Source organism: Kocuria tytonis (genome assembly GCF_003226895.2).
Classification (GTDB): domain Bacteria; phylum Actinomycetota; class Actinomycetes; order Actinomycetales; family Micrococcaceae; genus Kocuria; species Kocuria tytonis.
The window spans coordinates 38848-58852 of sequence record NZ_PNJG02000004.1 but is presented as its reverse complement, the minus strand read 5'-3'; the positions used below and the strand labels follow the sequence as shown (position 1 = coordinate 58852).

Below are 20005 nucleotides of genomic sequence, written 5' to 3'. Positions count from 1 at the left end.
CGGGCCCCTCTGCGGGCCGCCGGGCCCGCGGGCGCGAACTGGCAAAGCATCCCGCCTGCGGTAGAGTGGGCCTGCTCGCTCGCGGGTCCGTCCCTCGTGCGCAGTGCGCGCCTTTAGCTCAGTTGGTAGAGCAGTGGACTTTTAATCCATGGGTCGTGGGTTCGAGCCCCACAGGGCGCACAGCACATCCCGCTCCGGTTCCGCCGGGGCGGGATTTTTCGTGTCCGGCTCGTTCACGTCACCGCGGTGGTCCCACCCGCACGAGCCGCGAGAGCGCCCAGCCCATGAGGGGCCTGTAGGCCAGCAGCACCGCGGCGGGGCCGTGGATCGTGATGTTGGCCCTGGTGCCACCGTCCGGGGCGGGCGCGACGTCGTGCTCCAGTTCCATGGCGACCGGTCCGAGACGCACCCGCCAGGACCACCGGTGCCGGTCCGGTTCGACCGAGAGGATGCGGAAGCGCACCGGCACGAGACCCAGCGCCGTGACCGTGCCCTCGATGCCGGGCAGCAGCACGGTGGAGTCGGCGCGGACCCTCGTGAGGTGCGGAGCCCATTCGGTCCACAGTCCCAGGCGGTGGTAGTGGAGCCACACGTCCTGCGGGTGGGCGGGGCCGGTTCGGGTCAGGGTCATGTCCATGGGGTCAGTGTGCCCGGGATCCGGGGCCCGGTCCACGGGACCGAACGGCGTCGCGGGCGGATCGAGATGTCCCCACTTTGCGCTACGACGCGGCCTTCCCCCGAGTGCCCGGACGAGCGGCGGACGCGGCAAATCCCGCCCTGACATGGGTGAACATGCGAAAAGTTCGGCTTGTCCACAAAGTTGTGATCCGTCGTCGTGGCTCTGACCCGTGGTGGAAATCCATGTGGGGGCGTGCCAGCATGAAGTCATCGCAACACGGGGAACACGGTGCTGTGCGGTCATGACCGGGGGGAATACGGGCCGCGCTCATCATCACTGATGCGAATGCCGTCCACGCTGGGGGGCGTGGTGCGTTCGGATCATCCCCGTGATGCGAGGAAACGAAGTCCGTGCCGGGGGGCACGCACTTCGAGCGGATCCGATCCGCGCCGGTCACCGGCGTGTGCGTCCGCTGCGTCGAGAGGGCCCATTCGGGGGAATGGGCTCGGACGCAGCGGACGCATCACGTTAACGGGCATCCGGTTTCCCCATCCTGCCCACCACGCTTATGCGTGTCCGAGAGCCCTGGGACACTCGGTCCATGACCGAACCCTCCCACAGCACCGTGCCGCTGCGATCCCGCGCGTTGGAGCATCTGCGTGAACTCACGGGCAATCCGGCGGCGGACTTCCACCCCGGACAGTTCGAGGCCGTGTCCGCGCTCGTGGAGGGGCACCGCCGGGCGCTCGTGGTGCAGCGCACGGGATGGGGCAAGTCTGCGGTCTACTTCCTCTCCGCGCTCCTCATGCGTGCCCAGGGCTACGGCCCCACGCTCATCATCTCCCCGCTGCTCGCGCTCATGCGGGACCAGGTCTCGGCCGCGCGGCGCGCGGGGGTGCGCGCCGCCGCCATCTCGTCCGCCAACCCTACGGAGTGGGCGGAGATCTCCGCGGCCCTGGACCGCAACGAGCTGGACGTCCTCCTCGTCTCCCCGGAGCGGTTGAACAACCCGAGGTTCCGGGACGAGCAGCTGCCCCAGCTCATGTCGCGGCTCGGACTGCTGGTCGTGGACGAGGCCCACTGCATCTCGGACTGGGGCCACGACTTCCGTCCGGACTACCGGCGGATCAAGGACATGCTGGGTCAGCTGCCGGACACCGTGGCCGTGCTGGCCACCACCGCCACGGCGAACGAGCGCGTGATCGCGGACGTCCGGGAGCAGCTCGGCGTGGGTTCCGGCTACCGCGGTGAGGTCTTCACGCTCCGGGGTCCGCTGTCCCGGGCCTCCCTGCGACTGGGTGTGCTGCGCCTGCCGTCCACGGCGGTGCGGCTGGCATGGCTGCTGGAGCACCTGGAGGAGCTGCCGGGCAGCGGGATCATCTACGCGCTGACCATCGGCGCCGCGGAGGACACCGCCCGGGCCCTCACGGACGCGGGACTCCGGGTGGCCGCCTACACCGGCCGCACGGACGCCGCGGAGCGGGAGGAACTGGAGACCGCGCTCAAGGAGAACCAGGTCAAGGCCCTCGTGGCCACCTCGGCCCTGGGCATGGGCTTCGACAAACCGGACCTCGGGTTCGTGGTGCACCTGGGAGCGCCGTCCTCACCCGTGGCCTACTACCAGCAGGTGGGACGCGCGGGACGCGCCACGGACAGCGCGGACGTCCTGCTGCTGCCGGGGCGCGAGGACCGGGACATCTGGGAGTACTTCGCCACGTCGTCGATGCCCACGGAGGAGAAGGCCACCGCGGTGCTGCGGGCGCTCGCCGAGCACGGCGGGGCGCTGTCGGTCGCGGCCCTCGAACCCCGGGTCAACATCAAACGCTCCCCGCTGGAGCTGCTGCTCAAGGTGCTCGCCGTGGACGGGGCGGTGGAGCGCGTGGGCGGTGGCTGGCAGGCCACCGGCCGCCCCTGGACCTACGACGCCCCGCGCTACGAACGGGTCAGCGAGGCGAGGAGCGCCGAGCAGCAGGCCATGCTGGACTACCAGACCACGGACGAGTGCCGCATGCAGTTCCTCACGCGCCAGCTCGACGATCCCACGGGGGAGCCGTGCGGCCGCTGCGACGCCTGCGCCGGGCCGTGGTATCCCACGGACGTGCGTTCCGAGTCCTCGGACGCCGCGGAGGCGGCCCTGCACCGGGCCGGCGTTCCCCTGGAACCCCGGGCCCAGTGGCCCACCGGCATGGACCGGTTGGGAATTCCCCTCAAGGGCAAGATCCCGGAGGCGGAACGCGCCGAGCGGGGACGCGCCCTGGCCCGGCTCACGGACCTCGGGTGGGGACAGCGCCTGCGGGAGATCTTCCACGGGGACCAGAACGGCGCCGCCGTGGATTCCACGGTGACGTCCGACCTCGGGCGCGCCAGCATCTCGGTCCTGGCGCAGTGGGACTGGCAGCAGCGGCCCACCGCCGTGGTGGCCATGCCCTCGGTGTCACGGCCGCGGCTGGTGGACTCCCTGGCCCGCGGTCTGGCGTCCGCAGGTCATCTGCCGTTCTGGGGCTCGCTGGAGCTGAACCCTGACGTTCCCCGGGGGTCGCACGGGGGCAACAGCGCCTACCGACTGGCCGAGGTGTGGGACCGGTTCGTCGTGGCCCCTGATCTGGCACGGCAGCTGGCCAGCACACCCCGCGCGAACATCCTCCTGGTGGACGACCTCGTGGACAGCCGGTGGAGTCTCACGGTAGCGGCCCGGCAGCTGCGTTTCGCGGGGGCCGACGCCGTGCTGCCCTTCGTGCTCGCGGCGCAGGGGTAGGACCCCGCCCCGGCGTGGCCCATGAGTGCCGGTCGAATGCAGCCGTCCGGCTCGCACGGCGGCACCGTGGAGCGTGGCACCGGAGGGCCCGGGCCCCCGCGAACGCGAGGCCGGGGAGGGCTGAGCCCAGGCAACGCCAGGCTGCGCTGACCTAGTCTGGGCGCATGACCGAACGCTCTGATCAACCGCTCGTGGACATCGTCATCCCTGTGCATTCCACCACCCGTCCGCTCGGGCGCGCCGTGGCATCGGCGCTGCGCGCGAGCACGGGGGCGGCCCCGGGGCAGTGCCGCGTGACCGTGGTGGCCCACCACCTCACAGCAGCTCAGGTGGCCGGGATGCTGTCGGAGACCCAGCGGGCGCTGGTCAACATCCTGGAGTGCGAGGACAAGGGCGTCACGGCCGCGGTGCCGCGCAACGAGGCCCTGCGCGGGACATCCGCCCGCTACGTGAGCTTCCTGGACAGCGACGACACCCTGGACCCGGGGGCCGTCACCCGCTGGCTCGGGATCGCGGAGCGGCGCGGTAGCGACCTGGTCATGCCCTTCCAGCACCACGAGAACCCGAGGGTGGACATCACCCCCATCGTCAGGCCGTTGCGCCGTTCGGATCTGGATCCTGTGAAGGACCGCCTGGGGTACCGCAGCACGGCATTCGGCCTCGTCCGGGTCGACGCCGCTCGGCAGATGGGTGCCCGGTTCGACGAGTCCGTGCGCACCGGGGAGGACCAGTCCTTCGTCATGGCCCTCTACGCGGGTTCCCGCCGGATCGACTCCGCGCCGGGCACGCCCGGTTACCTCGTCCACGCCGATGCCGACGCGCGGGTCTCCCGGCAGTCCCTCCCAATACGCGACGAGGTGGCCGCCGCGCTGGACCTGATACGCGAACCCTGGTTCGCAGGGGCCCCGGACGAGCTGAAGCGGTCCTACATCCTCAAGTACATCCGCGTGAACTTCTTCCCCGCTCTGGAGCACGCCGTGCGCTCGGGGACCTGGGACGCCAACTACGCGCGGTCGGCGAATGCCGTGTTCGAAGAACTGACGCAGTACGCGCCGCACGTGACGGACCAGCTCTCGCGCGCGGACCTGCGGGTCGCGCGGTTGTTGTCCCCGGGCGCGGGGGAGCGGGAGTTGCTCGCGGCCCTGGCCGAGCGACGTCGTTACACCACGCCGGGGGCGCTGCGCACCGAGCGCTGGACCCGGGTACTGGGCCGGCAGGCACCCCTGCGGGTGGTCGCCGCGAGCGCCGTCCAGATGCTGCGTTACCGCTGGGCGCTCGCCGCGGGGTCGCGGAACTGAACCGGCCGCCGTCGTGATGGGGTCAGCCGCGACGGAACCTGCGCATGACCATGGCCACACGCGGTGCGAGATCACGCCATGAGATCGCACACCACAGCGCCAGGAAAGCCACGGTCGCCAGGACGGTCACGAGCACGCCCTGGTGCGTGAACACGAGCCACAGCCCGGACAGGATCAGCACGTACCCCAACATCACCCGGAACATGAGACCGGACCATTTCATGCGGTCGTGGACCCACACAATGATCAGCGGCCCCACCGCACTGATGAGGCAGCCGACCAGGTACCCCATGGCCGCGGCCATGACACCGAGCCGCGGACCCCACCACAGGACGGTGGCGACGCCCAGGATCAGCCCGAGCGCGTTGCACGCCGCGAGTGCGCGGACCCCCCAGCTCTCTCCGCCGTTGAGCCGCGAGTTGGAGGCGTTGAAGCTCGTGGCGGAGACCGCGAAGAACAGGACGATGAGCAGGGGGACGGCCCCGGTGAACTCCTCGGCGCGGGCGTTGTAGAGCCCGTGGATCACGTACGGCGCCCAGAGGATGCCCACGCCGAACACGGGCAGGAACATGAGCACCATGACCCGCAGGATGGAATCGAGCTGCTGTTTCATGCCGGCCATGTCCCCGGCGGTGAACATGCGGGCCACGGCCGGCGCGAGGGCCACGAGCATGGAGGAGGAGAGCATGCTGGCCGGCGTCGCGATGCTCACCGCGGCGGAGTACTGACCCACCGCGGCGGGGGTGTCGTAGTGCTTGCCGAGCATCATGGACAGTTGCAGCAGACCCGAAGCGGTGAGGATGTTGATGGACGCCCACGCCGTGAACGAGTTGATCTGCCGTTTGAGGGATGTGGGCAGCGGGCCGCCGGAACGGTGCGGCCAGCCCGGGATCGCGTAGATCAGGTAGCCCAGGCTCAGCGGCACCAGCAGCAGCGGTGTGAAACCACCCAGCAGCACCACGAGCAGGAGGGTCAGTGTGATCCCCGAGCTGATGCAGTCCCACACGGCCGTGGTCACGAACTGGTTGTTGCCGGTGCGCACACCGCGTACGAAGTTGTAGGCGGACAGCGCGATCACCAGCAGGCCCGCGGACAGCGCGTAGCTTGGGGGCAGGTGCAGGAAGTACGTGGCCACCACGACCGCCACCACGGCCAGCACCGCCGAGGCCAGGGCCGCGGTGCGTGACGCGTAGACCGCCACGGACAACTGCTCCTCGCGGTGTTGCTGACCGCGCGCCATGGCAATGAACTTGGCCGCCGCGTTGCCCGAGGCCTGCGGCCACAGCAGGACCAGGAACAGGGCCAGGGAGATGGCCAGGTTGACCCGCCCCAGGATCTCACTGCCCAGGATGTTGCCCACCAGCAGGCTGTACCCGAAACGGGAGAGTCCCTGCACGAACACGGCGATCACGGTTAACGCGAACGACGAACCGATGGGGTTGTCCCGGTTCTCGTGATTCGGCGGGGGGAAGAGGATTCCCCGCCACCGCCGAGAGGGGGAGCCTGAGGTGGGGGAGGATGTCACATCCTGGAGTTTATCGACTCGCGTGTCGACCGGACGCATCCCGCGTCACGGCACGGTAGAGCCGGGAGAACTGCGCACCGATCTCCGCGCGGGAGAACCGGGAGCGCACGGTGGCGGCGATGGCGGCCGGATCGGCCTCACGGAAGCGGTCCCGCGCGGTCTCGATCGCGTCCGCGAGCACGGGGACGTCCCAGCTGTGGGTGAGCACCGAGTTCTCGGGGGTGCAGTAGTCGTCGAACCCACCGCTCAGGGGGACCGCGGCGGGCCGTCCGGCCGCGATCGCCTCGGCAACCGCGGTGAAGAAGTTCTCCTGGGCGCTCGGGAGGAAGAAGATGTGCGCGTCGGAGAGCCGCTGGGCGATCTCCGCCGGGGAGACCGCCCCGGTCAGCTCGACCCGGTCCTCGATGCCCAGCTCACGGGCGGTCTGCGGGAGGGACTCCATGAGGGGGCCCTTGCCCACCAGGGTGTAGTGCACGTCCACTCCGCGGCGCACCAGTTCCGCGACGGTCTCCAACGCCAGGACGGGGCGTTTGCGATCGATGAGTGCCCCCACGCCCACCAGTCGCAGGGGCGGGCTCGCCGGGAACTCGGCGGCCGGGTGAGGGTTCTCCACGACGCACGGCACCACGTGGGTCGCCCCGGGGCGGGAGAAGCGCGCCATCTCGGTGCACAGCTCGGCGGTCACGCCCGTGACCACGTGAGGCAGTCGCAAGGCATGCCGCAGCCACGCCAACCGCTGCCACAGCGGATTTACACTCGCGGGATTGACCACTCCGTTCCAGTGCTCGGTGTGTACCCAGGGCAGCCGTCGCACGGCCCAGGCCGGTGCGCTCAGCAGGACCGCGGAGAACGCCATCGTGTGCAGCACGTCCGCGCCGCGCAGCCCGGCGGAGAGCACGCGGGTCACGTGCGCGTAGGAACGAGGATCCATCACATCGAGCCACACACGGGTGACGGGGATGCCCTGGTAGACCTCTTGCTCCGTGGTGCGCGAGCGGCAACCGATGTTCACGTGCACCGCAGCGACGTCGTGGCCCGCTTCCTGCAGCGCCCAGCAGTGCTCCACGATGAAGGGGGTGCGGCTGGGGGTTTCCGCGTCGGGGAACCACGCGGTGACGACGAGTGATCGCACGGGACGAAGACCTTTCGGGAGGAAGCGGACGGAGCACAACGCCCCGCACCATGACTACCACGCCGGGGTGTGCTGCCGCTGCATCCCGGCGGGAACGACGCGCCCGCCGCTTTGACCGCTCGCGCACCGTGCCGATAAGCTGACGTCCGTTGTTTTGGGATGAGCCTGTTCTCATGGAACTGGAGCATCACGAACGACACGGAGACGTGCCAGAGCGGCCGAATGGACTTCACTGCTAATGAAGGGTCCGGGTTAAACCGGACCGGGGGTTCAAATCCCCCCGTCTCCGCGAAATGTCGAGGGCCCCACACGTCATGTGGGGCCCTCGTTCGTGTCGGGGGTACCCTCGCGATATTTACATTGGTAAAGTCCGTGGCACTCGCAGTCCGGTGCTCCCGCCCACGGGCGTCAGCCACCTCGATCCGGTGCTGATCCCGCCTCCGCGAGCTGATTCCCGAGGGGGAAATCATGCCACGACGCTCCGCCCGAACACTTCTCACGTTGTCCGTCTCCGCGCTGTTGCTGGCCACGGCCGCACCCGCCTCGGCGGCACCCCCGGAGGGACCCACCCCGGAACAACAGGCTCAGACGAAACCCCCGACCGTGGGCGGCGTCGAATCCCTCGGAAGGGGAACGGGCGCCCAGGGCAAGGTCCTGGCGGAAACCGACCGGGTCGTGGTGAAGTTCAAGGACCACGTCCCCGAGGCGCAGAAGGAAGAGGTCCTGACCGAGGTGGAGACGGCCACCGAGATCGAGGACCCGGAGATCGTCAAGACCACGGGCAACGCCGAGCAGGTCGTGGAATCCGACACGATGCTCGACAAGGCGGAGCAGCAAGCGGTGGTCGAGACCCTCGAGAAGGACCCCGCCGTGGAATCGGCGGAACCGGACCTGATCGTGGTCAACGGGCTCGCGGCGCACGCGGCGTCCGCCCCGAACGACCGCTACTGGAACTACCAGTGGGGTCCCCGCAACATCGGCGTGCCCTCCGCGTGGTCCCACGGCACGGGCAATGGTGTGGTGATCGGAATCGCGGACACGGGCCAGATCAACCACCCGGACCTCAATCAGCGCACGGTGCGCGGGTACGACTTCCTCTCGGACCTGTACCACTCGCGGGACGGCAACGGGCGGGACGGCAACCCCCAGGACGAGGGCGACTGGAGCCCCGGACGGCCCAACTGGTGGCACGGTTCGCACGTGGCCGGGATCGCCGCGGCCCACACCAACAACCGCACGGGGATCGCCGGGGTGGCCCCGGACGCCCGGATCCAGCACGCCCGCGTCCTGGGAGCGGACGGTCGCGGGTACGTCTCGGACATCGCGGACGGTGTGATGTGGTCCGCGGGCATCGCCATCCCGGGGGTCCCGCGCAATACGACCCCCGCCAAGGTCGTGAACCTCTCCGAGGCCTGGGACGCCCCCACGTGCGCGCCCGTCATGCAGAACGCGGTCAACCGGATGCACAAGATCGGGGTCCCACTCGTGGTCGCGGCCGGTAACGCGGGCAAGAGCGCCAACCTCGCCGCCCCCGCTAACTGTGGCGGCGCGATCGTGGTCGCCGCGACGTCGTCCCACAACAAAATCACCGGCTACTCGAACTGGGGCCCCATGGTGGACGTCGCGGCCCCGGGCGGGGACACCAACGCGCCCATCTGGTCAACGGTCAACACGGGGAAGTTCAGCCTGGGCGCTCCCTCGTACGGGGACCTGAGCGGGACGTCCATGGCGGCGCCGCACGTGTCCGGGGTGATCGCGCTCATGAAGGAACGCAACCCGAACATCGGCGTGGAGGCCATCCGTAAGACCCTGCGGGACACCGGCGTGAACGTGAACGGTTACCGCAAGGTGGACGCGGTGCGCGCCGCCCGCGCGGTGGCGCCCACCACGCGCGGGGCGATCGCCACGTACTACAAGTCCCACGGCGAGGCGGGCGTCTACGGCAATCCGACCACCGGGGAGCGGGACACGGGCGTGGGCGGCGTCGTGCAGCACTTCGTGAAGAACGGGCGCACCACCAAGCTCTACTGGTCCTCCCGCACCGGGGTGCGCGAGGTCCGCACGTGGACGGGCATCGGCTCGCGCCACGAGGGCCTGGGCGGTGCCCGCGCGGTGGGCATCCCGTTCAACAACGAGCAGCGCACCGCCACGGGAGGCTACTACCAGAGCTTCGTGGACCCGCGTTCGGGCAAGACCACCAAGATCCTGTGGAGCGCTCGCACGGGTGCGCAACCGATCGTCGAGAGCTCGGGCATCGGCCAGATCTGGGTCCGCAAGGGGTACGAGACCAAGGCGGGGTACCCGATCTCCCCAGAGGTCCGCACGTCCACCGGCGCCTACCAGCGGTTCCAGAACATCAAGACGGGCGAGCGCACGCAGTACACCTGGACCCCGCGCGGGGGTGTCAAGGTCACCCGCATCAAGTGACCGCCCCGCGGTGATCCACCCGCTGCATTCCTGGCCCGAAAGGGCACGCCACCGATTGGCAGCGTGCCTTTTCGGGCCTCGGATGTTCTCGAGCGGTTCGTGGGCGGGGTACGACAGCGCTGCGGCATCCGCGCGCGGACATTACCGAGCGGCGTCGTCCCCCACGCGGGTCAGTTCCGTGGGGGTGGAGCGGCGCATGAAGCACGTGAGCACGAGGACGATCGCCGCGATCACCGTGGCGGTGACGAATGCCGCGTGGACACCGGGGATGGAATCGGTCACGGTGGTGCCGTCGGCCTGTCCATGAATCACGGTGCCGGCCTGCAGGACGCCCACGAGCAACGCCGTGCCCGCACCGCCGGCCACCTGTTGCAACGTGGACAGCGTCGCGGAACCGTGCGAGTACAACTGCGGCGGCAGCGGGTTCAGCCCGGAGGTGAACGCGGGCGTGAAGATCAGCGCGAGCCCCACGGACATGGAGATCTGCAGGGTCACGATCCACCACACGGGGGTGTCGGACTGCAACCGGGAGAAGCCGAACATCACGAGGGTCAGCAGTGCGGCGCCGGGAACAGCCAGGGGGCGGGGGCCGAACGCGTCGAACAACCGACCCACGAGCGGTCCCAGCAGACCCATGATGAGCCCACCGGGCAGCAGGATCAGGCCGGTCTGCAGGGTGTCCAGCCCGCGGCCCGTCTGCAGGTAGAGGGGCAACACGATCACACCGCCGAACAACGCCATCATGCCGAGCGCGAGCACCGCCACGGAGACCGTGAAGTCCCGGTGCCGGAACGTGCGCAGGTCCAGGAACGGTTGGTCCTTGCGCTGCAACCGGATCTGCCGCCACACGAACAGGGCCACGAGGACCACGCCCAGCGCGAGCACGGTGGCACCGCCGGCGGTCGTGGAAAGCCAGCCGGACTCGGTGCCGGCGTGGGAACCGGCGGCCCCCACCACGGAAAGGCCCTGGACCAGGGAACCGAAGCCCAGCACGGACAGCACCACGGACAGCAGGTCCAGTGTGAGGCTCCCGCGTTCGCTCACGTCCCGCAACCGCAGCAGGCCGATCACCAGGGCCAGCAGGACGATGGGCAGTACGAACCAGAACACCGTGCGCCACGGAAAGTGCGCCAGGATCAACCCGGATAGCGTGGGACCCAGGGCGGGGGCCACCGAGATCACGATGGACACGTTGCCCATCACCACCCCGCGGCGCTGCTGGGGGACGAGCATGAGGATGGTGGTCATCAGCAGCGGGAGCATGATCGCCGAGCCGAAGGCCTGAATCACGCGCGCGGCGATCAGCACCCCGAAACTCGGGGACAGCGCGGCCAGCAGGGTCCCGGCCGCGAAACTGCCCATGGCCAGGGCGAACACCGCGCGGGTACTGAAGCGTTGTAGCAGGAACCCGGTGGTGGGGATCACCACGGCCATCGTGAGCATGAAGGACGTAGTCACCCACTGCACCGTGGCGGCGTCCACGTGCAGGTCTCCCATGATGTGGGGCAGCGCCACGTTCAGGACGGTCTCGTTGAGGATCACCACGAACGCGGCCACGAGCAGCACCGCAATGGTCCCGGTGGTGCCCTGGGGGGCGAGCGTGCGTGGTTCGGCCGGAGCGGCAGAGGACATGGAGAGGTTCCCAGCGTTGGAGCGGACGGGGTCGGGCGGGCCTTCCGGGGCCGGGCCCCTGTAAGGGTAACGGTCACAGACGAGCGCGTGCACATGCGCATCGGGAGCGCTCCGCCAGGCCCGCAGCACGCCCGCGGGTGGTCTGCTGGTCGGTCCGTCGAGCACTCGAGCGCGACACCGGCCGGACGTCCACGTCGGATTCATGCCCGGCCCGAACGGGGGTCACCCTTCGTTATCCTGAAGGACGTGGTGATTCAGCAACGCGTGGTGGTGGTGGGAGCGGGCCCCAGAGGTCTGTCCGTGGTGGAACGGCTCGCGGCGCACTCCGCGGCCCACGGGATCCGTGTCCACGTGGACCTGGTGGATCCTTTCCCTCCCGGACCGGGGCATGTGTGGCGCACGGACCAGTCGGAGCTGTTCCTCATGAACACCCCTTCTCTTTTCCCCACCGTGATCGCTGCCGACGGCGCATTGGCAGTCCCCGCGCTGGAGCCCCTGCGGGGGGTGAGCTTCGAACGGTGGCGCCGCGGCGTCGTCGCCGGGGAGATCACCCCGGTGAGCCCGCTCACGGACGAGCAACGCGACCAACTCGCGCGGCTGACCCCGCAGGGGTACCCGCCGCGCGCCACGTACGGGCGCTACCTCGCGTGGGTCTTCGCGACCCTGCGGGAGAACCTGCCGCGCACCGTGGAGCTCACGGTGCACCGCGCCGAGGCCGTGGACGCGTGGGTCAGGACGGACGGGCGTCATCGCTACTCCGTGGAACTCGCGGGCGGTGTGGTGCTGCCCGCGGACGCTGTCGTGCTCGCGCTGGGCCACCTGGACGCGCACCTGCGTCCGTCCCAGAAGGAACTCGTGGACGGCGCCGCCGAACACGGACTGACGTACTGGCCGCCCACCGTGCCCGCGGACGCCGCGTGGCCCGATCTACCGCACGGCGAGACGGTGCTCGTGCGGGGCATGGGCCTGAACTTCTGCGACGCGCTCGCCCAGCTCACCGAGGGGCGGGGAGGCCGCTTCACGACCGATCTGGACAACCCCGAACGGTTGGTGTACCACCCCTCCGGACGGGAACCGAAGATCGTGGCGGGCTCGCGTCGCGGAACGCCGTACCGGGCGAAGCCGCGGCTCCGGGGGTACTACGCGGCGTCGTTGCAGACCCGCTTCTTCACCGTGGACGCGGTGCGCCACGTTGCGGCCTCGAGCCCCGGCGAGCTGTCCTTCGACCGGCAACTCGGACCCCTGATCCGTAAGGACGCCGTGTGGAACTACTACGTGGTGCTCGCGCGCACGGCACCGGACGCGTTCCTGGGGGACCCCCGGGCGTTCCTGGACCGGCTGGATGAAATCCTCACGGATCGCACGGACGTGAACTGGGCGCGCAAGAGCGATGCGCTGATCTCGGACTCGGTGGTCCCCGGGCGGCAACTGCAGCAGGCCCGGCTCGCTCGGCCCTTCGAGGACGTGAGCTTCGCGAGCCACGACGAGTACGCGGCCGCCGTGGTGCACTACCTGGACCGGGACGTCCACGGGTCCCTGCAGGGTGAGGACGATCCCGTCAAGATGGCGATCGCGTCCCTCAATGCCGCGCGCAGCGTGCTCAAGTGCGTCCTTGCGGAGATCGGCATCTCGGACTCGTCCTGGGTCCACGAGCTGCAGCGCGAGTTCGAACCCTTCGTGGAGGGGCTGGCCTCCGGACCGCCCGTGCTGCGGATCCAGCAGCTCGCCGCGCTGACCCGCGCAGGAATCGTGCGGTTCCTGGGCCCCGAACCGCGCTTCGTCGTGGACCGCTCCGAGGGTTACTTCGTGGCCGCGTCCCCGTGGGTCGAGGCGGCACCCGTGCGCTCACGGTGGATGATCGAGGCCATGTCCCCGAGCAACGACGTCCACCGCAACATCTCCCCGCTGCTCACGCACATGCACGAGCGCGGCCTGGTGCGCGCGAAACTCATGGAGACGCGCGACGGCGCGAGCCCCGAGACGAGCACGGGTCTGGACGTCTCGCGCGAGCGTCCGCGGGGTGCCCACGACGACGACGCCGCGGCCGGCTCGTTCGTCTACCGCGCCGTGGGGGACAAAGACGCGGTGGAACCCGGCATCCACGTGATCGGTCTGCAACTGTCCTCGGTGCAGTGGGGTGTGTCGATCGCGGCCGAGGCCGGTGCACCGGCCCACCTGGGTGCCCGGACCATCGCGGACGCGGACGCCATCGCCCGGGAGATCCTGGGAGAGCCGCGCGCGCGGCAGTGATCCGGCCCGGGCGGCGTCATACGGGGAGTGACCGTGCGCGGAGCAACCGCGCGCCATGGGGCCGGGACGGGTGGGCTCGGGCCGACACCGCCGGGATCACGTCGACCCGGCCGGGATCGCGCCGAACCATGCGGGTCCCACCACTACCGCGCCGCCGGCTCAGCCCAGGACGGTGCGGGCGGTGCGTTCGTCGGTGACGAGGTGGGACACGTACCCGGCCCGCAGTGCCGCGCGCAGGACCGGGGTCTTCGCCGCGCCGCCGGCCACGCAGATCCGGATCTCCTTGTGCCGCAGGAAGTCCAGGGGGATGGCCACGGTGCGGGCGTCGAGCTCGGGCACGGCGGGGTTGCCGGCGTCGTCAATGAAGTGGGAACACAGGTCACCCACCGCGCGCTGCGCGACCCCTTCCCGCTCCTCGGTGGTCAGGTAGTCGCGTGCGAGCAGGGGTGCGTCCCGTCCGGCGGAGCCCACGGTGAACACCGCCACCCGGGCGCTGCGGCCCAGGTCCAGGACGTACTCGATGTGCCGGTCCTGCGCCACGAGGCGTTTGACCTCGGGGCTGTCGAAGAGCGCCGGGAGGGGCAGCGTGTGGGGGTAGGCGTTGAACGCGGTGCAGAACATCCGCACGGTCTCGAAATGCCCCGCCGCCGGTGAGACCAGACTGCTGCCGCCTTTGAGCTGGACCATGTGCACGCCGCTACGCGGTTGGGGGGTCAGCGCCTGGGCCACGGCGCGCATGGTGCGACCCCACGTGATGCCCACGAGATCGCCGTCGGCCACATTCTCCTCGAGCATGCGCGCCCCGGCGACACCCAGGTTGTGCAGCAACTCGTGCTCGGTCTCCGCATCGGCCACCACGGTGGCCTGGACGAGCCCGAACGCGGAGCACAGCTCGCGCCCCACGTCCGTGGACACCGTGCGGGGGTCCCGGATCTCGATGCTCACGAAACCGCACTCGCGCGCGTGCTGCAGCAGTTTGGACACCGTGGGGCGGGACATGGCCAGTGTCCGGGCCACCTCCGCCTGGGAGAGCCCGCGCTGGTAGTACAGCCGGGCCACCTCGAGGGACTGGCCGTCCCGGGGACTCAGCTCCACGCCGTCGCCCTCAGTGCCGCCAGCACGCCGTCACAGGCCCATGATCACGCCGACGAGCGCGGCGTTGAGCATGTTGGTGAGGAAGCCTGCGAGCAGCGCGAACAGCCCCATCTGCGCCACGTCCGAGCGCCGGTCCGGGGCCAGGCCGCCGAACGAGCCGATCTGGATGGCGATCGAGGAGAGGTTCGCGAACCCGGCCAGGGCGAACGTGGTGATCAGCACGGACTGGGGATCCAGGTTGGGGATCTCCGGGCCGAACGCGGTATAGCCCACGAACTCGTTGAGGATGGTCTTCTGGCCGATGAAGTTGCCCACCTGTGCGGCGTCCTGCCAGGGCACGCCAATGGCCCACGCGAGCGGCGCGAAGATGATCCCGAACAGCCCCTCCAGGGACCAGCCCTCGAAGCCGAACAGCGAGCCGAACCAGCCCAGCACGGCGGACAGCAGGGCGATTAGCGCAATGAACGCGATCAGCAGGCAGCCCACGATCACGGCAATGCGACCGCCGTTCAGCGCACCGGTGCCGACCGCGTCGATGAGGTTCTTGGACTCGGTGTCCCGCACCTTGAGGGTGTTCACGGAGGCCACGGACTTCTCGGTCTCGGGCATCAGCGCCTTGGCCACGAGCAGGGACCCGGGGGCGTTCATCACCGACGCCGCCAGCAGGTACGGCAGCGGTGCGCCCAGCAGCGAGTACCCCACCAGGGTGGAGCCCGCGGCCGCGGCGAAACCACCGGTCATGCACGCGAACAGCTCGGAGCGCGTGAGCTTGCTCAGGTACGGCTTGATCATCAGCGGGGCCTCGCTCTGCCCCAGGAAGATCACGGTGGAGGCGAACACGGACTCGATCTTGGAGGTGCCCATGATCTTGTTCAGCACGGTGCCCAGCACGTGCACGAACACCTGGATGACCCGCAGGTAGTACAGCGCGCTGATGAGCGCCCCCAGGAAGATGATCACGGGAAGCACGTTGAGCGCGAAGACGAAGCCGTTCTTCTCGTCCATGAGACCGCCGAAGACGAACTTGGTGCCCTCGTTCGTGAAGCCGATCAGTCCCTGGACCAGGTCCGAGAACCACTTCAGGGCCTCGAAGCCCGGGCCCCACTTGAGGATCAGCAGCGCCACGCCGATCTGCAGGGCCAGGCCCACGGCGAGCGTGCGCCACTTGATGGCGCTGCGGTGGCGGGAGAGCAGAACGATGATGCCCAGGATCAGGAAGATCCCGATCAGGCCCTGGAAACGGTCCACGGTGACCTCGGCTTTCGATTCACGGCACCGCGGCGGCTCTGCCACGGTGCGAACATTTGTCAAAACTATAGTTGACAGAGTTTCCGACGCGACGCCTAGGATTGCGAGTGAGTCGTGTCGCGGGTCCGCGCCCGCCACCGCACGGCGCCGCACCTACACGAGGGAGTGAACACCATGGTCGAAGCGTTCGATGCCGTGGACGTCATCCGCATGAAGAGGGACCGCGAGACGCTGTCCCCCGAGGCCATCGACTGGGTGATCGACGCCTACACCCGCGGGGTGGTCGCGGACGAGCAGATGTCCGCCCTGGCCATGGCCGTGTTCCTCAACGGCATGGACCGCACGGAGATCTCCCGCTGGACCCAGGCCATGATCGACTCCGGCGAGCGGATGAACTTCGCCGCACTCTCCCGGCCCACCGCGGACAAGCACTCCACCGGTGGGGTGGGGGACAAGATCACCCTCCCGCTGGCGCCCCTCGTGGCGAGCTTCGGGGTGGCCGTCCCGCAGCTCTCGGGCCGCGGTCTGGGCCACACCGGCGGCACCCTGGACAAGCTGGAGGCCATCCCCGGGTGGCAGGCGGACCTGTCCAACGAGCGGATGATGGAGATCCTGGACACCGTGGGCGCCGTGATCTGCGCGGCCGGCAGCGGTCTGGCCCCGGCGGACAAGAAGCTCTACGCCCTGCGGGACACCACCTCCACCGTGGAGTGCATCCCGCTGATCGCCTCCTCGATCATGTCCAAGAAGATCGCCGAGGGCACGGGGGCCCTGGTGCTGGACGTCAAGACCGGACCCGGCGCATTCATGAAGTCGGAGCAGGACGCCCGTGAGCTCGCCCGCACCATGGTGGACCTCGGCAAGGACCACGGTGTGGACACCGTCGCCCTGCTCACGGACATGTCCCGTCCCCTCGGGCGCACCGTGGGCAACGCCCTGGAGGTGCGCGAATCGGTGGAGGTCCTGGCAGGGGGCGGGCCCGGCGACGTCGTGCGCCTGACGGTGGCCCTGGCCCAGGAGATGCTCGCGGCCGCCGGCGTGCAGGACGCGGACGTGGCGGCCGCGCTGCAGGACGGCCGGGCGATGGACACCTGGAAGAAGATGATCGCAGCCCAGGGCGGGGACCCCGATGCCCCGCTGCCTCAGGCTGCGCACACGCAGGACGTCCTCGCGGAGACCGACGGCGTGCTCACCGAGCTGGACGCCATGTCCGTGGGTGTCGCCTCGTGGCGCCTCGGCGCGGGACGTGCCCGGCAGGGCGATCCCGTGCAGGCCGGCGCCGGCGTGGAGATCCACGCGGTGCCCGGCGAGCGCGTCACCCGGGGACAGAAGCTCTTCACCCTCCACACGGACACCCCGGAGCGCTTCGACCGCGCCCTGGAGTCCCTGGCCGGCGGCGCCACGGTCGATCCCGACGCCGCGGACGGCACCGGTGCCCGCGAGGACGTGGTCCTGGACCGGATCGCCTGAGCGGGCCCCGGGCGGGACCCGTCCGGGGTCGATCAGCACCCCGGACGAGCCCGCTCGAGCGTCCCGCCCCTCACCCCAGCACCGCCGCAGCACCACGGCGTCCCCTCGCGAGGGCGACGCGTCGCACCCGAACCACCAAGGAGAACCGCATGACCACCCGCACCGAACTGGCCGCCATGGTCGACCACACCCTGCTCAAGCCCGAGGCCACCGCCCAGCAGGTTGCCGATCTCGCCCGCGAGGCCGCGGACCTGGGCGCCTACTCCATCTGCGTGTCCCCGTCCCGCCTGGACGTGGACCTGCCCGAGGGGGTGAAGCTCGCCACCGTGTGCGGCTTCCCCTCCGGTGCGCACCCCTCCGAGGTCAAGGCCGTGGAGGCCGCGGACTCCGTGTCCCGGGGCGCGGACGAGGTGGACATGGTCATCAACCTGGGTCTGGCGATGGACGGCGACTGGGACGGCGTGCGCGAGGACATCGAGTCCGTGCGCGCGGCGTGCCCCGCGCCCACCGTCCTGAAGGTCATCATCGAGTCCGCCGCGCTGGACGACGAGCAGATCGTCGCGGCGTGCCGCGCCGCGGAGGCCGCCGGGGCGGACTTCGTCAAGACCTCCACGGGCTTCCACCCCGCCGGCGGCGCGAGCGTCGAGGCGGTGCGCCTCATGGCCGGGACCGTGGGGGGACGCCTGGGCGTCAAGGCCTCGGGCGGCATCCGCACCACCGAGGCCGCACTGGCCATGGTCGAGGCGGGCGCCACCCGCCTGGGTCTCTCCGGCACCCGCACCGTCCTGGAAGGACTGGACTCCTGATGAGCGAACAACTTCTCGACCGTGTGCAGCAGTGGATCGAGCACGATCCCGATGCCGCGACCCGCACCGAGCTGGCCACCCTGCTCGACGCCGCGCGCTCCGGTGACGAGGCCGCGCTCGCGGACCTCGGCTCCCGTTTCGAGGGCCCGCTGGTCTTCGGCACCGCGGGTCTGCGGGCCGCGGTGAGGGCCGGTGAGTCGCGGATGAACCGCGCCGTGGTGATCCGCGCGAGCGCGGGACTGGCGGAGTTCCTGCTGGACCGGGTGGGCTCCGAGCCGCTCGTGGTGGTGGGCTGCGACGCCCGCCACGGTTCCGAGGACTTCGCCGCGGATGCCGCCGCCGTCTTCGCCGCCGCGGGCTGCCGGGCGGTGCGCCTACCCGCCCAGCTGCCCACGCCGCTCGTGGCCCACGCCGTGCGCGCACTCGACGCGGACGCCGGGGTCATGGTCACCGCCTCCCACAACCCGCCCGCGGACAACGGCTACAAGGTCTACCTCGGTGGCCGTGCCGTGGCCACGGACGACGAGAAGGGCGTGCAGATCGTCCCTCCCGACGACGCCCGGATCGCCGAACGCATCGCCGCCACCCCGGCCGCGGACGAGGTCCCCCGCGACCCGGAGTCCGTGACCACCGCCGACGCCGCCCTGGTCACCGACTACGTGGACCGCGCCGCGTCCCTGCGCACCAGCGCGGACTCCGGGGACATCACCATTGCCCTGACCCCCATGCACGGCGTGGGCCTGGGGACCGCGCGGCGGGTGCTGGAGCAGGCCGGGTTCTCCCGCGTGTCGGTGGTCGCGGAGCAGGCCGAACCGGACCCGGACTTCCCCACGGTGGCCTTCCCGAATCCGGAGGAACCGGGGGCCATGGACCTCGTGACGGCGCTGGCCGCCCGGGAGGACGCGGACGTGGCGATCGCACTGGACCCGGACGCGGACCGCTGCGCGGTGGCCGTGCCCACCGGCGCGGGAACGGGTGATCCCGCCCGGGACTGGCGCCGTCTCAGCGGTGACGAGCTCGGTGCGCTGCTCGGCGAGGACGCCGCTGCGGATCCGGAGCGCGCGGGGGACACCCTCGCCTGCTCCATCGTCTCCGGGCGGCTGCTGGGCCGGATCGCGCAGCACCACGGTCTCTCGTCCCGCCAGACCCTCACCGGGTTCAAGTGGATCGCGCGCACCCCAGGGCTGCGCTTCGGCTACGAGGAGGCCATCGGCTACTGCACGGACCCCACCGCGGTGCGGGACAAGGACGGCGTCTCCGCCGCCGTGCGCGTGGCGTCCCTCGTGGCGGAGCTGAAGCAGCGCGGCTCCACGGTCCAGGACGAGCTGGACCGGCTGGCGCGCCTGCACGGTCTCTACGCCACCGCCCCGCTCACGTTCCGCGTGGCGGACCTCTCGCTCATCGGCCGCGGCATGGCGCGGCTGCGGGAGAACCCGCCCGCGGAACTGGCCGGCTCACCGGTGGTGGAGTTCGTGGACCTCGCCGAGGGTGGGCCCGAGATGCTCCCCACGGAGGGCATCCTCATGCGCACCGAGGCCGACGACCGCGTGATCGTGCGCCCCTCCGGCACCGAGCCCAAGCTCAAGTGCTACCTGGAGGTCGTGCTGCCCGTGGCCGAGGGCGCCGCCGTCCCACGCGCGGAGGCCGCCCGGCGGCTGGCGGCGATCAGCGACCAGCTGCGAGTGGTCCTGGGCTTCTGAGACCTCCGCGCCCCGCATGACGAGAGCCCCCGCCCGCCTGGGACACCA

13 protein-coding genes and 2 tRNA genes are annotated in these 20005 nt (G+C 70.5%); 9 read left to right on the top strand and 6 right to left on the bottom strand.

Going from position 1 to position 20005, the window contains the following annotated elements; genetic code table 11:
- Nucleotides 1-107 precede the first annotated feature (107 nt).
- Nucleotides 108-180: transfer RNA gene (locus C1C97_RS10495), tRNA-Lys, on the top strand.
- A 58-nt stretch (nucleotides 181-238) separates the two neighbouring features.
- On the opposite strand, the gene C1C97_RS10490 is transcribed toward C1C97_RS10495, so the two are convergent.
- On the bottom strand, nucleotides 239-637 hold the full coding sequence (locus C1C97_RS10490) for an SRPBCC family protein (protein ID WP_110919352.1): 399 nt from the start codon (nucleotides 635-637) through the stop codon (nucleotides 239-241).
- A gap of 583 nt (nucleotides 638-1220) precedes the next feature.
- On the opposite strand from C1C97_RS10490, the gene C1C97_RS10485 reads away from it, so the two are divergent.
- Together C1C97_RS10485 and C1C97_RS10480 are read left to right on the top strand one after the other, a co-directional pair.
- A complete protein-coding gene (locus C1C97_RS10485; protein WP_121031740.1) occupies nucleotides 1221-3374 on the top strand; it encodes a RecQ family ATP-dependent DNA helicase in 2154 nt (717 codons plus the stop codon).
- 164 nt (nucleotides 3375-3538) lie between these two features.
- Nucleotides 3539-4672 (top strand): glycosyltransferase family 2 protein, encoded by a 1134-nt coding sequence (locus C1C97_RS10480; RefSeq protein ID WP_121031738.1) that lies wholly within the window; start codon nucleotides 3539-3541, stop codon nucleotides 4670-4672.
- A gap of 22 nt (nucleotides 4673-4694) precedes the next feature.
- Here the strand turns inward: C1C97_RS10480 and C1C97_RS10475 are convergent, their stop codons facing one another.
- Together C1C97_RS10475 and C1C97_RS10470 are read right to left on the bottom strand one after the other, a co-directional pair.
- Nucleotides 4695-6074: a lipopolysaccharide biosynthesis protein gene (locus tag C1C97_RS10475; protein WP_233542886.1), complete on the bottom strand. Its 1380-nt coding sequence runs from the start codon at nucleotides 6072-6074 to the stop codon at nucleotides 4695-4697.
- Nucleotides 6075-6207: 133 nt separating this feature from the next.
- Nucleotides 6208-7329: a glycosyltransferase gene (locus C1C97_RS10470; protein ID WP_121031735.1), complete on the bottom strand. Its 1122-nt coding sequence runs from the start codon at nucleotides 7327-7329 to the stop codon at nucleotides 6208-6210.
- A 200-nt stretch (nucleotides 7330-7529) separates the two neighbouring features.
- Here C1C97_RS10470 and C1C97_RS10465 point away from each other — a divergent pair.
- Nucleotides 7530-7618, top strand: a tRNA-Ser gene (locus C1C97_RS10465).
- Nucleotides 7619-7830: 212 nt separating this feature from the next.
- Nucleotides 7831-9756 carry a S8 family serine peptidase gene (locus C1C97_RS10460; protein ID WP_233542885.1) on the top strand — a complete coding sequence of 642 codons (1926 nt, stop codon included), beginning with the start codon at nucleotides 7831-7833 and terminating at the stop codon, nucleotides 9754-9756.
- 141 nt (nucleotides 9757-9897) lie between these two features.
- Here C1C97_RS10460 and C1C97_RS10455 read toward each other — a convergent pair whose 3' ends face one another.
- Entirely contained in the window at nucleotides 9898-11388 is a 1491-nt protein-coding gene (locus tag C1C97_RS10455; protein WP_110919347.1) for an MDR family MFS transporter, read from the bottom strand.
- A gap of 246 nt (nucleotides 11389-11634) precedes the next feature.
- On the opposite strand from C1C97_RS10455, the gene C1C97_RS10450 reads away from it, so the two are divergent.
- The gene (locus tag C1C97_RS10450; RefSeq protein ID WP_110919346.1) at nucleotides 11635-13638 is read left to right on the top strand and encodes an FAD/NAD(P)-binding protein; all 2004 of its coding nucleotides are present in this window, start codon (nucleotides 11635-11637) and stop codon (nucleotides 13636-13638) included.
- A 159-nt stretch (nucleotides 13639-13797) separates the two neighbouring features.
- Here C1C97_RS10450 and C1C97_RS10445 read toward each other — a convergent pair whose 3' ends face one another.
- A complete protein-coding gene (locus tag C1C97_RS10445; protein WP_121031733.1) occupies nucleotides 13798-14733 on the bottom strand; it encodes a sugar-binding transcriptional regulator in 936 nt (311 codons plus the stop codon).
- 30 nt (nucleotides 14734-14763) lie between these two features.
- The gene (locus C1C97_RS10440; protein WP_233542884.1) at nucleotides 14764-16026 is read right to left on the bottom strand and encodes a NupC/NupG family nucleoside CNT transporter; all 1263 of its coding nucleotides are present in this window, start codon (nucleotides 16024-16026) and stop codon (nucleotides 14764-14766) included.
- A 129-nt stretch (nucleotides 16027-16155) separates the two neighbouring features.
- Between C1C97_RS10440 and C1C97_RS10435 the strand changes: the two genes are divergently transcribed.
- The 3 genes from C1C97_RS10435 (at nucleotide 16156) to C1C97_RS10425 (ending at nucleotide 19957) form a co-directional block, all read left to right on the top strand.
- Complete coding sequence (locus C1C97_RS10435; RefSeq protein WP_121031890.1) at nucleotides 16156-17451, top strand: thymidine phosphorylase; 1296 nt, start codon at nucleotides 16156-16158, stop codon at nucleotides 17449-17451.
- Between the two features lie 149 nt (nucleotides 17452-17600).
- The gene (deoC, locus tag C1C97_RS10430; RefSeq protein WP_110919343.1) at nucleotides 17601-18257 is read left to right on the top strand and encodes a deoxyribose-phosphate aldolase; all 657 of its coding nucleotides are present in this window, start codon (nucleotides 17601-17603) and stop codon (nucleotides 18255-18257) included.
- On the top strand, nucleotides 18257-19957 hold the full coding sequence (locus C1C97_RS10425; RefSeq protein ID WP_121031729.1) for a phospho-sugar mutase: 1701 nt from the start codon (nucleotides 18257-18259) through the stop codon (nucleotides 19955-19957). The genes deoC and C1C97_RS10425 overlap by 1 nt, the downstream gene beginning before the upstream one ends.
- The last annotated feature ends 48 nt before the right edge of the window (nucleotides 19958-20005 follow it).

Bases quoted from the DNA above. Each gene is read 5' to 3' on its own strand.
- C1C97_RS10490 (WP_110919352.1), bottom strand. From the start codon at position 637: ATGGACATGACCCTGACCCGAACCGGCCCCGCCCACCCGCAGGACGTG.
- C1C97_RS10485 (WP_121031740.1), top strand. From the start codon at position 1,221: ATGACCGAACCCTCCCACAGCACCGTGCCGCTGCGATCCCGCGCGTTG.
- C1C97_RS10435 (WP_121031890.1), top strand. From the start codon at position 16,156: ATGGTCGAAGCGTTCGATGCCGTGGACGTCATCCGCATGAAGAGGGAC.
- C1C97_RS10425 (WP_121031729.1), top strand. From the start codon at position 18,257: ATGAGCGAACAACTTCTCGACCGTGTGCAGCAGTGGATCGAGCACGAT.
- deoC (WP_110919343.1), top strand. From the start codon at position 17,601: ATGACCACCCGCACCGAACTGGCCGCCATGGTCGACCACACCCTGCTC.
- C1C97_RS10480 (WP_121031738.1), top strand. From the start codon at position 3,539: ATGACCGAACGCTCTGATCAACCGCTCGTGGACATCGTCATCCCTGTG.
- C1C97_RS10455 (WP_110919347.1), bottom strand. From the start codon at position 11,388: ATGTCCTCTGCCGCTCCGGCCGAACCACGCACGCTCGCCCCCCAGGGC.